We start from the raw sequence: 12,309 nt of genomic DNA on the forward strand, positions 1-12,309 counted from the left end.
CTCAGCCGAATTTGACCTTAATAAACATCACTAACTTGCGGTAATGACGGATAATCCGCCCCGCTTTCTTTTTTGTAATAAACATCTGTCGCCGCGGAGTCTGGATCAGATACTCAGCCGCTTCTTCAGCCGCTATCGGTTCCAGCCGCAGAGGATTGATGTAACTTGGATAAACAATCAAAGCCTGATAAATCAGGTCTAATAACGAGAGTGAGCGGTCACGACGCTTGCAGCGATGTTCATCGGTGGTCACTCCCCAACCCGCATAGAAAGGCAGGCCGTAACAAAAGACTTTCTTGCCGTGCAGTAAGGCTTCAAAACCTGAGAGCGAAGTCAGTGTGTGTAGCTCATCGGACACCTGGATACACTGGATAATGTCTGCATCCAGCGCCTGATAATCCGCTAACTGCTGCACCTGCTCTGCCGGAATATCCCCTTTGCGATTCCCCACCAGCACATCTGGATGTGGCTTATAAATCACAAATGCATTTGGGTTACGCTCACGCACGGTACGCAGCAATCCCAGGTTGGTATTTATGGAGACGGTGCCAGTAAGAATCGAAGCGTCATCTTCAACCTGGCCCGGCACCAAAATCACTGTTTTACCCTGTGCTGCGCGGGGTAGTTTGAAATCTGCGCCAAGGTTATATTTGCTGAGTTTGCTCTCAACCAGACGCTGCTGAAGTTTTTCAGCCCGCAACTGCTGCGCCAGCGTCAGTTGGCTATGATTTAGCAACACTTCGAGATCGCTTGGGCGTGTCGCATCGTAATAGATACCACGCTTATCCAGCACCAGCGAAAGCGGCGGTAATAGGTCAGATCCCAAACCAGAGGACCGCAAGAAGCCATCTTCCATCCGCCATACTGGCAGCAGACGTTGATTCGCTACATCACGCCAGCGTTGTTCGCCCTTGACACCCCACACCACACACGCGGTAGCTTCAGAACTGCGGCGTGAAAAGCGCACTCTGTTTGCCGTGGTGCGCAAGAAGGGTTTGAGGATGGTGGATTTCCACAATGTTAAACCTGGTGCCCACAAGTAACCGCTTCGCTGCTGCTGGTGCCGACGCTGCAACTGCATCCAGCGCAACACGGTGAACAGATCGGTAGCCGCGCCAGATTGTGGATCGATATAGCGGCAATAACGCAGGTAGGCCGCAGCGAACAGTTCAACTAGTGACGCCGAACCACGACGCTCAGCAAGCTGCACGGATTGAGGATGGCGATCGTCAGTCAGCCCCCAACCGGCATACCAAGGCTGACCAAAACAGGTGACGGGTTTACCCGCGATAAGCGCCTCAAAACCGTATTGCGACGTTATCACATAGACGCGTGAAACGTGGCGTAACAGTGATTGAGGGCTGACATTATCGGCCATCAGATGTACACGATGCGCCGATTGCAATGAAGCGAAATAACCCGCTTTCTTGCCTTGCAGGACATCAGGGTGAACCTTGACCCAGATTATTGCTTGAGGGTTTTCTTTAATGGCGGCATCTAACATCGCGGCGAAATCATCGGCACCCGCATTGCCGTATGTCACCGACATATCATTGAAGGTCTGGTCAACCACCAGCACCAGTTCGGGGTTCAGTGCTTCGCCCGCCACAAACGACGGCGCCTGGTTATATTTCGACAGGTCTTCAGTGACGATGGTTTGCATCGCCTCACGCGCCTGCTGAGCTAAAGCGGCATTGCCAGCTTTATCCTGAATTAGCTGCTCCAGCGTACTTGGCTGGTTGGCATCGTAGTAAATGCCGATGTCGTCAATCACGATAGAGAGTGGTGGCGCACCGTTAACACCGAGATCCAATGAGCGAATAAACCCATCTTCCAGACGAATAACAGGTTTACCCGCGGCCTGAGACAGCGCTATCGGTTTGGCAGCGCTCGGTCGATGGCCCCACACTGCAACAGCATCTATCTCTTGCGGAATCGGGCGCAGTGCAGAAAGCTTCTGGCACGGTTGTGCCAGAAAGTTTTCCAGATGCGGAATGCGCCAAATACCCGAAGAGAAGATACCGATCATGTGGTTTCTGTTAGCTCCTGTGCCATCAGCTCACGCACTTTTTCCAGGCAAGCTGGCGTATCAACACCCGGTCCGGTAGCGGCCACTTCAAATGCACGAATCGCAATCCCTGCATTCATTAAACGCAGCTGTTCCAGCGATTCAGCCTGTTCAGGCATCGCTTCCGGCAGTTGGCTGTAGTTCTGCAACACATCACGGCGATAAGCATAAATGCCGACGTGCTTCAGGTAGCGTGCTTTATCGGCATTACGCGGATAAGGAATCGGTGAGCGGCTGAAGTAAAGTGCATCACGGCGCGTGTTCACCACGACTTTTACCGTACTGGCTTCCAGCGCTTCTTCCGCAGTTATTGCATGGCACAGCGTTGCCACAGGCAGCTCGGCATCATCACACATTCCTTGCACCAGATGCGCCACATCCTGCGAGCGAATCATCGGTTCATCACCCTGCAGATTAATGTAGATATCCGCTGAAACCTTCTGCATCACTTCGACTAAACGGTCAGTGCCCGATTCATGATCGCTGCGCGTCATGATTGCTTTCCCGCCGAAGCTTTCGACTGCCCGCATGACGCGCTCGTCGTCGGTCGCGACCCACACTTCCGCCACACCCGCCACTTGCAGCGCACGTTCATAGACGTGCTGGATCATTGGCTTGCCAACGATATCCAGTAACGGCTTACCAGGCAGACGCGAGGAGCCAAAACGGGCGGGGATAACAATCACTGCTTTGTTCATATCCATTCCTTAGATCGACAGAATCACTTTCGCACCCACCGCCAACTGGTAGAGGATGGTGGAAATACCGCGCGTCACTTCGATGTTCTTCGATTCGTACTTCGGCAGTACCATCAGCTCATCGCCTGGGTTGAGGGTATCGACATCCTCACCGTTCTCAGCAGCACCGTTCTGACGAATCACCACAATTTTGGAGTTACCCGATTTCTGCGTCAGACCGCCGCACTTCTCGATGTAATCTTTCGGGCTCATACCTTTTTCCCAGCTGACCGCATTCGGGAACAGCACTTCGCCATGCACCATCACCAGCGAGGTTTTCTGCGGAATATTAATGACGTCGCCATCTTCCAGCAGGATTGAATCGAGGTTCTGCTCGTTGAGGATCACCTCGCCCTTCGGTACCACGGTGCGTGCCTTCGCCACAAAGCGGCTGATCAGCTGCGCTTCCTGCATACGCAGGCTGGCTTCTTCTTTGGTAGAAGACTGAGCAGAGAGCGAGGCTTCTTCCAGTTTCTGCAGTGACAGATCCAGCATCTCTTTCTGACGCTGTGCCACTGAAGGGCGATAAAGTTGGATCGCACTCATCTCAGACATGCTGTTGGTACGAATCTTCGCCAGCACCGCACGCATGCTTGAACCATACGGCAGTACCATTGCGTGTTCGCCGGAGTGTGCCCCTTCTACGCGTACCTGGATGGTGCCCGCATAGCGATCGGTGCTGACAATCAGCGTATCGCCATCCTGCAACATACGGCCCGGCGCAGAGCTGATTGGGTAATACTCGCTGCGCTTCTGCAAGCCCTGCTGGCGAATGATAGTGATGTTAGTGGCACCCGGTTTGGCACGTGCCCAGCTCAAGGCTTCAGTCACCGGAATGCTGCTGTCACGGAATTCAAAGTCATAGCTGTTGAACACGTCCCCCTGAACGCTAAAAGTGTGCTGGCGCGGCCCGACTACGATGGTGTCGCCGTCGGCGAACTGTGAAAGACCCAGCTTACCGTTGAGCAGGAAGTCATACAGGTTGATGCTGGAGCGGACGCGGTTGCCACGCTTCACCACGATATCCACGTAGCTGCCGCGATCCGGATCAACGCCACCCGCTTTGATCAGGTAGTTGAGCAGTGAATCTGAGGTCACACCGCCATATAAGCCTGGGCTGCGCACAAACCCGGTGACGTAGACCTTGACCGGCTGCGCTTGCAGTAGTGAGGCATACACACTGACGTTAGCCTGATACACCTGCTTTACCTTGGTGGTAATCAGCGCATTAAGCTGGCTGTTGCTGACACCTGCCACCTGCACCGGACCAACATTGGGCAGGAAGATATTGCCTTTCGGATCAACCTGTAACGCACCATCGAAAGTGAAAGCCCCCCACAAACGCACCTGAATGCTGTCACCAGGATTAAGCACGTAGCCAGGGTTGAAGCCGACGGTGGCGCCGCTATCGGCACTGGTGCCGTTAAACAGCTGCGCGCCGAACATGCGGCTCATCGCAACGGGTGCCGCCGGTGGTGGCGTGTTATCAAAACCGCTGTTGTTTTGCGTCTGGTTTTGTTGGCCTGTCAGGAACGTTGGCAATGGAGCCGCGCCCGTCAGATTGGGATCGGCATTAATATCCAGCGCAGCGTTAGCAGAGGCTGCCTGCCACGCAGCAATCAGTAAAAGTGACTTTAATAATTTCATGACAAACTCAATTAATCCCGGTGATCTTCAATAACAGCCAACAGCAGTTTCAGCGTGCCGAACAGTAAGCAGCACACCAGCAACCAGCAGGCGATCAAATACGGTGTATTAGGGAAAGTGGATTCCTGCGGTTGCTGCGGTGAGCTGATCACCGACAATACTTTCAGCTTGCGCGCCGCTTCCACACGGGTTTTTTCAATCGAAGTCAGTGCCAGCTTGTACAGCTCGGTATCAAACTCGACTTTCGATTTAATCTCTTCGAAATCCACCGCCATACGGTTCAACTTGTGGCCTTGCGGTGCGGTGACTTTGCCCTTCTCATCGTCAATCTGGGCTTGCAGGGATTTAATGGCGTTTTGCGCACTCACTACTTGCGGCGCGTCATCACGCAGATAGGTCAGCAGGTTACGCAGGTCCGCTTCCATCTGAATTTTTTGCCCCACCAGGGTGTTAATCAGGGTCGTGGCGGCCAGTGCCTGTGCTTCTGGGTCCAGCATGTTGTTGCTGTTCTGATAGGCAAGCAGGTCAGCCTTGCTGGCATTCAGTCGAGTACGCGCTTTCTGCATCTCTTCTTCAGCAAACGACAACTGATCACGGGCAATGCGGTGCGAGAGTTCGTTAATAAAGCGCTCGGACTCTTTGAGTACCGCATGGTTAAACTTCAGCGCGAATTCCGGGCTAAAGCCTTGAGTCTGTATATCCAGCAGGCCGGTCTTATCGTCGTAAGACACAGTGATACGGTCACGGTAGTACTGCAGGAAACGTTCAGCGGTTTCCTCTTTGCCAAGATGATTGAGAAAATCCAGACCGCTGTGGCTAAAGGCTTCATGGAAATCAAGCTGCTTATCCAGCGCCGCCAGCATGTCCGGCGAGTTGATGTACTCTTTCAAATAGAGTGCATCTTCAGCCGAACTGGGGTTGGACGCGCCCAACAACAAGCCAAAGTTCAGGCTGCTGCTGGTGAGATCATCCGAACGTTTGATCGCGACTTTGGACTCGCTCATAAAGCGCGGTTGGCTGAAGATCACGAGGTAGATCAGCAACAGCGCCATCGGCAGCAAAATGATAATTTTCGCCAGGTGTTTCTGGATTTCCGCCAGCGAAACAGCAGAAAAACGCGTACGCATCGTGGATGCGGCGGACTTCACTTTCATCAACATGGAACTATCATCAAATTTTTTATTTGGGTGCTCAGGCACATATTGAGGTACGACTTGCGGCTCGCCGCGCGACACACCCAGTGATATTCGGTTAGTCGAAAATTCGCACTAGCCCGGTAATTTTATTTGTTTTATCAGTCACTAAAAGCGAAGAAACACGATGCTTTTGCATCTTTTCTTCAGCTTCGAAAATCATGGTTTCTTCTGGCAAAGTCAGCGGCTCACGCGTCATCATTTGTTCGGCAGTGGCTGTGCCTAACTCATCCTCTTTTTCCATAAAACGGCGTAAATCACCATCCGTAATAATGCCTGCCAGATTTCCCGCTGCATCTTCCACCACCACCATGCCCTGGCAGCCACTGGTGATGCGCTGAATGACAATTTTGAATGGAGCATCCGTTTTCACTGTTGGTACATCGCGTTGCATCACATCCACTACGCGCGTCAAAAGACGGCGTCCCAGCGAACCGCCGGGGTGATAGCGAGCGAAGTCATCAGGCATGAATTTACGTTGGTGAATCATGGCAATCGCCAGCGCATCACCAATCGCCATTGTTAAGGTCGTTGAGGTTGTTGGTGCGAGATTGTTCGGGCAGCTTTCACTCGTCATGTTGAGTTCCAGCACCGCATCCGCATTTTTAGCCAGCGTGGAGTCACCTTTATTGGTAATCGCCACAATGCGGTTGCCAAAATTCTTGAGCGAAGGTACCAGCTTGAGGATTTCGTCGGTTTCGCCACTGGCAGAGATCAGGATGAGTAGGTCATAAGGGGTGATCATGCCGAGGTCGCCATGGAAGGCTTCAGCAGGATGAATAAAGAAGCTGGGTGTGCCTGTTGAAGCCAGGGTGGCAGACATTTTGCGTCCAACATGGCCCGATTTGCCCATCCCGGACAGGATCACATGACCTTTGCAGTTCATGATCAGGTGCAGAGCATTCTGGTATTGCTGGCTATCCAACTGCTGCGCAAGATTTTGCAGCGCGGTGCCTTGTTCCGCCAGGGTTTGACGTACGGATTCAATTAACTCCGGCTCAATAACGCCGCGTTGTTGCTCCTGAATTACCACCTGGGTCATGTCAGTTCCTTTGCATGGGTGTTGTAGCAAATGCTATCGCCACACTTTTAAATCACTAAAAGCATCACGACGAGTTGTATTAACGTTTCTTTTCTATCGCAATCAGTAACCAGACGGTTTTATCACGCTGCGTAACAAGCCAAGGCGTGAGCAAAAGCGTCCGCTAAGGGGTAGTGAAGTCTGCTCTTTTTATTATTTGGCACTACGGCGCTCACGGAAAAATCTGGAGTGAGCAAGGGATAGAAATTCGACACCCTATGTAACATACAGTAATAGGCGGCACAAGAATTTTAAGCATATTCTTATTGAATCCTTAGTATGCGAGTGGTTAATTTTCAATCTAACATCAGTTAAAAATGATGTTACTTGCTAATTTAAATAAATTAAATCGTACAAATAAGCCAAACCCACAGCACTTCTCTCTTAAACGCTCTAAAATTTTCAAAAGATTTCAAAAAGCTTCCAATAAATGAAATCCTGCCTGCCACGACCTTAGAATACGTGTAGAGATGTTTAAAATTTACCCAAAAAGTTCGAAGAATAAGCTCATCTCATTCCGTAACCCATGACACCCATTAAACAGTCAATAACGCGCCTTATCTGTACTTGTGCATCGTCCTTACTTTCTGATGCAAACATAAAAACAACTTATATCTCATAATCTTTAAGCATAAAAAAAGCCGCTGTTTCCATCACAAACAGCGGCTTAATCATGTGCGACTCACTGCAATTACCGCTCGCGCATCGCTTCTTTGGCTTTGTTAAACGGTTTCACCAGGTAATCCATAATGGTCTTCTCACCGGTTTTGATATCCACCGTAGAAACCATCCCCGGACTGATCGCGAAGCGTTTACCGGCTTTGTTCTGCACGTAGTCGTTATCAGTGCGGATATATACACGGTAGTAGTAGATTTCCGGTTTAACCTCGTCCTGAATGGTATCTGGTGAAATGCTCTCCACCACGCCGTTCAATCCTCCGTAAATGGCATAGTCATACGCCGAGATCTTCACCACGGCGCGCTGGCCAGGATGGATAAAGGCGATATCGCGTGGTGACAGACGCGCCTCAATCAGCAGGCGGTCATTCAACGGCACGATATTCATCAACTCACCGTTTGGCGGGATCACCCCACCCACAGTCGAAACCTTGATGTTTTTCACAATGCCATTCATCGGCGCGCGAATCGTTGAGCGCGTTACTGTGTCCTCACGCCCTCTGATGGTCTGCGCCAGGCTGTCCGCTTCAGCGCTGGCTTTGGCTAACTCCTCACGCGCCTGCACATAGTATTGCGAGCGCATGTCAGTCAGCTTCAGCTCCAGATCCGACTTATCACGTTGCAAGCGCAGCACCTCGACACTACTGGCTGCACCGGTTTTCGCCAGTCGCTGGGTGATGGCCAGTTCTTTATTGGCCAAGGCCAGCGATTGATTAAACTGCGCCGTGGCATCGGTGAGTTGGGCGCGGCGGGTTTTATACAAGCGGGTTTCCGAGGCGATCAGATCCGGGAACTTGTTCAGCTCGGCGGGGAAGACTAGTTTCTGATCGTTCACCTCAGCATTCAGGCGCGCAGCGGCCGCCAGTGCCGCACGATAGCGCGCAGCACTTTCACCCACGTTGGATTCTGAACGGGTGGCATCAAGCCGGGCCACAACTTGCCCCGCTTTCACCTTATCGCCCTCATGCACATACAGTTCGGTCAGGATGCCGCCTTCCAACGATTGCAGCACCTGGTCACGCGAGCTGGGGATCACTTTGCCGGTGCCGGTCGAGACTTCATCCAGCACGCCAAACCACGCCCACACCAGTGACACCAGGATCAATGCGGCGCTAATCGTGATCAGTCGCACCGCGCCGGTGTAGTGGGTTTCTGATTTCAGTTCTCCCAACAGATCGTCAGAAGAGTCGACTTCCGCCGCCGTCACCAGCCGCAGTTTACCGGGAAGTTGCTTCATCATGGGCGCACCTCCGGTGAATTACCGCCCGCACGCGGTGGCGGCAGCGCATTCTCTTTCGGGCTGTCCATCACCAGTTGCCCATCTTTCAGCACCAGCACACGATCCACCAGCGCGAGAATCGCCGCACGGTGCGTTGCCACTATCAGAGTGCGACCATTCAGCCACGCACCGAGACGCTCGATAAACTCTTTCTCGGTATGATCGTCCAGCGCTGCAGTGGGCTCATCCAACAGGATGATATTGGGGTCACGCAGCAGCATGCGCGCCAGCAGCAGCGACTGACGCTGACCGCCTGATAATCCTACGCCGCCTTCCATCACCGGATGATCCAACCCGAGCGGCAGACGGCGGATAAAATCAGCCCCGCCACTCACCGTCAGTGCACCGAAAATGGCATCGTCAGTGGCATGCGCCGCGCCCATGGTCAGGTTTTCACGCAGCGTGCCGTGGAACAGACGCGCATTTTGCGTCATCAGGCCCACGTTACGCCGCACATCCGCCACATCAATATGTGGCAGGCTCAGGTTATCCAGGCGCAGTTCGCCCGCCACTAAATCCATACCGCCAATCATGGCTTGCAGCAGGGTCGATTTACCGGAACCGTTACGCCCCAATACCGCAATGCGTTCACCCGGTTTTATCGTCAGGCTTTTAATACGCAGAGCTACCGTGAGGGAATCGGTGTAGTAACGGAACATCGCATCGTTGAACTGGTAGTGACCAAACAGCACCGGGCAGTGAATGCGCGTTTCATCTTTACTGTTTTCCACCGGCAAGTTCATCAGCGCATCCAGGCTGCCTTTTGCAGCTTTCACCTGTTGCCAGCGTGCCAGCACGCCGCACAGCGTGGCCATTGGCGCAATCATACGAGAAGAGAGTAGTGAAGCCGCGACGATGGCACCGGTGGTGATATCCCCGTTTATCACCATCGGCGCGCCAACAACGATCACGCTGGCGTATACCAGCCCCTGTACCGTAACGCCCCAGCTGATCAGAGAGTGCATCACTTTGCGCATCTCAACGCCGGACTGCGCGGTAATGCGAATGTAGCTGTTCCACTGTTGCAGAAAACGGTCTTCCGCCTGCATCAGCTTGATATCCTCCAGCCCCTGCACGCTCTCCACCAGTACCGCATTACGCAGCGTCGATTCTTTGAGGTTCTGCTGTGCCAGCTTCGCCAGTTTCTTCTGGCTGAAAATACCGGGCAGTATCATCAGGATCACTGAAATGGGCGCAATCCATGCCAGCTGTGGCGCGATAATCGCCATCACCAACATAAACAGCAGGAAGAACGGCATATCGACAATCGCGGAAACGGTGGTGGAGGTCACCATCTCACGGATTGATTCCAGCTCACGCAGCTGCGAGATGAACGTTCCGGTGGAGCGAGGCACCGCGCTGTTACGCAAGCGCAACGCATGGCCAAACACGCGGTCTGAAACGCGCATATCGGCACGTTTACCCAGCAGGTCGGTAACGTGATCGCGCCCGACGCGCAAAACGTAGGTAAACACCACCGAGATAATCACGCCAATATAGAGCACATACAGCGTGGGATAGGATTGCGCGGGAATAACACGGTCATACACCTGCATCGAGAAGATAATGCCGACCAGCGCCATCAGGTTAATTAAAAACGACCCGAGCATGACGTGCGCATAAGGACGCATGTCGTGCAGCACCAACCGCCGCAGCCAGTCGGGTTTTACCGTGGCTAAGTAACGATCGACGCGGCTGTCTTTTGCTGCGGTGACCGGACGCAGCGCCGCCGCAAAGCGAATCTCCGGTAACAATGTTTCGAGCGCGACCGGGGCCGGTTGTTCGTCACCCGCGAAGTGGACACGCACTTCGTCTTCACCATCGAAACTGGTGATGACCCCAACCTGACCATCCGTTAACTCTATCGCCAGCGGCAGACGCCAACTGGTGATCTCCCATTTGTTCTCTTCATAGAGTTGCAGCGATAAACCGGCCTGACGCGCCAGATGCCGCAACGCTTTGTCACGCGTCTGTTTACCCTGCCACTCAGCAGCGGCCATGATCATGCCCGGTGAACAAGGCAAGCGGTAATGGGTGGCAATCAAGATGATCGCCGTTGCCCATCCATTTAACGGTACGTCCCCTCCGGTTGCATTACTGCTGTCTCCGTTGGGTGCGTCGGGAATTTGCAATTGTGTCATGGCTGGATCTCCACATTCTGGATCCGCTGATTATTCAACGCGAAGGCCGAGCGGATATGCCCGGTGCTGTATAAGCAGTCGAGTTGCAACGATCGTAACTGGCTGATGGTTTGCTGTAGAGTGAAGCGCGTCTGGAACACTTCCTGCTCGGCGTTGAGCACGTCCAGCAGCGGACGCGTGCCGAGTTGCAGATACTGGTCCTGATACAGTTGCTGAGTTTTCTCACCCAACGTCTGTTGCCGCCCCATGATTGCAAGGCTCTGCGACAGACTCAGCGCGGCACTTTGTGATTCACTCAGCTGCTGGCGCGCTTTTAAGCGGGCCGAGTTAACGGCTGCATTTGCCGCCTGCAAGGCGTTGGCAGCGGCGTCACGCGCAGCGGTGATCCCCCCGCCCTGATAAATCGGCATCTCGACTTTTACAAATGCCTGATATTGGGTGCGGTCAAGGGTTTCACTGCCAGAGTAGTGATTGTTGAGATAGTGCGTGACTTGCGGTTCCAGTGAGATGGTCGGCATATTCTGCGCATTGGCGTTATCCAGCTTGGCTTGCGCCTGGTTGGCCTGCGCCCACGCGGATAACACGGTAGGGTTAAGTTTGTCATCGGCTTTGCCCACCGCGCAGGCGCGCGTGAGGTTGACCGGGAAATCATCATTCACTTTTTTGACCAGCGGCCAGCCAAGATAGGTCGCCAGCGTGGCACGCCAGCGATCAAGGTTGGCTTGATACTGGATCAGCGTAGTGCGGGCCCCTTCGATACGCGCATCGGTTTGCGTGGCATCAGAGAGTGAGGCAGCGCCTTCATCGTTACGCTGACGCGCCAGATCGCCGATCTTAGTTAGCGCATCCAATTGCTGTTGAGCAATCTTGACCAACTGCTGATACCCCTGCACTTCCACCAGCGCAGAGGCAGTGTCATGCGCCACCGTATCAATACTGACCAGCACGTTGGCTTGTTCCATCGCGACACCCGCTTCAGCGGAACGCACCGAACTGCTGACTTTGCCGAAGTCGTACAGCATCTGCGACACCGACAAGACAAATGATGGGCTGAAGCCCTTTTCGGTATAGGCGTTGGTGTAGCCGTTGTTCATCCCACCGCTAATCTGCGGATAGTATTTGGCTTTAGCCACATCCACCTGGTTAGCCTGTTCCAGCATTTTTCCGATTGCTTCTGCAATATCGGGGTGCCATTGAATGGCACGCTGAACGGCCTGGTTAATGGTGAGAGAGTCCGGGACGTGGGCCAACGCGGGTTCAGCCACTTCGCCGGTTAATGAGGGCAAGTCCTGCTGCTGTTGCGCCAGGCCTGCTGAAGTTATCGTACCTGCTGCAGTGAGTGCGTAACTGGCAGCCATAAGTTGTGAACAATGAAATAAAGCGATGCCAGCACAGAAGACGCTGAGCTTAGAATAACGGCGCGTGGTAGTGCCTGATTGCATCAAATCCATCGATAATCCACCAGTCAAAAAAGAGAAAGGGGCG

General features: G+C 53.3%; 8 protein-coding genes. All 8 read right to left on the reverse strand.

Annotation, left to right across the window (positions count from 1 at the left end):
• Nucleotide 1 precedes the first annotated feature (1 nt).
• A complete protein-coding gene (locus tag QMZ30_RS09490) occupies nucleotides 2–2,029 on the reverse strand; it encodes a capsule polysaccharide biogenesis protein (RefSeq protein ID WP_283227171.1) in 2,028 nt (675 codons plus the stop codon).
• On the reverse strand, nucleotides 2,026–2,766 hold the full coding sequence (kdsB, locus tag QMZ30_RS09495; RefSeq protein WP_283227172.1) for a 3-deoxy-manno-octulosonate cytidylyltransferase: 741 nt from the start codon (nucleotides 2,764–2,766) through the stop codon (nucleotides 2,026–2,028). The genes QMZ30_RS09490 and kdsB overlap by 4 nt, the downstream gene beginning before the upstream one ends.
• 9 nt (nucleotides 2,767–2,775) lie before the next feature.
• Nucleotides 2,776–4,452: a polysaccharide biosynthesis/export family protein gene (locus tag QMZ30_RS09500; protein WP_283227173.1), complete on the reverse strand. Its 1,677-nt coding sequence runs from the start codon at nucleotides 4,450–4,452 to the stop codon at nucleotides 2,776–2,778.
• An 11-nt stretch (nucleotides 4,453–4,463) separates the two neighbouring features.
• Nucleotides 4,464–5,612, reverse strand: a complete 1,149-nt coding sequence (locus QMZ30_RS09505) for a capsule biosynthesis protein (RefSeq protein WP_283227174.1) — start codon at nucleotides 5,610–5,612, stop codon at nucleotides 4,464–4,466.
• A gap of 91 nt (nucleotides 5,613–5,703) precedes the next feature.
• On the reverse strand, nucleotides 5,704–6,687 hold the full coding sequence (locus QMZ30_RS09510) for a KpsF/GutQ family sugar-phosphate isomerase (RefSeq protein WP_283227175.1): 984 nt from the start codon (nucleotides 6,685–6,687) through the stop codon (nucleotides 5,704–5,706).
• Between the two features lie 730 nt (nucleotides 6,688–7,417).
• Nucleotides 7,418–8,641, reverse strand: a complete 1,224-nt coding sequence (locus QMZ30_RS09515; RefSeq protein ID WP_502921473.1) for an HlyD family type I secretion periplasmic adaptor subunit — start codon at nucleotides 8,639–8,641, stop codon at nucleotides 7,418–7,420.
• Complete coding sequence (locus QMZ30_RS09520) at nucleotides 8,641–10,824, reverse strand: type I secretion system permease/ATPase (RefSeq protein ID WP_283227177.1); 2,184 nt, start codon at nucleotides 10,822–10,824, stop codon at nucleotides 8,641–8,643. The genes QMZ30_RS09515 and QMZ30_RS09520 overlap by 1 nt, the downstream gene beginning before the upstream one ends.
• A complete protein-coding gene (locus tag QMZ30_RS09525) occupies nucleotides 10,821–12,275 on the reverse strand; it encodes a TolC family outer membrane protein (RefSeq protein WP_283227178.1) in 1,455 nt (484 codons plus the stop codon). Before QMZ30_RS09525 ends, QMZ30_RS09520 begins: the two co-directional genes overlap by 4 nt.
• Nucleotides 12,276–12,309: the final 34 nt, after the last annotated feature.

Source organism: Pantoea sp. EA-12 (genome assembly GCF_030053355.1).
GTDB lineage: Bacteria > Pseudomonadota > Gammaproteobacteria > Enterobacterales > Enterobacteriaceae > Pantoea > Pantoea vagans_C.